The following is a 531-nucleotide window of genomic DNA, read 5'->3' on the forward strand; positions in this document are numbered from 1 at the left end:
CGCCAACACCGCGCGTTTCGTGGTCGAGCTGTCGGTCGACACGCCGGCGGCGATGGCGACGCTGGGCGCACTGCTCGCCGAAGCGCGTGGCGCGCGCGGCCAGGTCTGGGTCAACGCGGCGCTGCCCGAAGGCGGTGCCGCGCGCGTGCTGCTCGGCCGGGATTTTCTGCTCGACGGCGAACTCGCCGCGCGGATCGAGACATTGGACGGCATCAGCAATGTCGTATTGAAGACCTCGGAGACGAGGCTCGCGCTGGTCGGCTGAGCGGGAAGCATGTTGCCGGGCCGTGTCCGGCTTGACGACGCGGCCGACATGCATGACGTTCGCGTCAACCCGTTATCGATCGACGCGGGGCCGGGACTGTACAAACGGGCGCAAAGCGGGCGACAGTACCGGTGGAACAAGCCGGGAGAGGGCGAATGCTGGGCGGAATGCAGGATTTCGAGCTGCGGGTGCCGCGATTGCTGGAGCATGCCGAGCGGGAGCATGGCGGGCGCGAGATCGTCAGCGTCTGGGCCGATGGGCAGGAA

1 protein-coding gene is annotated in these 531 nt (G+C 68.4%); it reads left to right on the plus strand.

The annotated features are described in order from the left end of the window. The coding region (locus AC1DZC_RS20350) for a hypothetical protein (protein WP_477044551.1) at positions 1 to 265 on the plus strand (265 nt) is incomplete at its 5' end. Positions 266 to 531: the final 266 nt, after the last annotated feature.

The sequence above is a fragment of the Cellulomonas sp. P2_B4 genome (genome assembly GCF_056404795.1).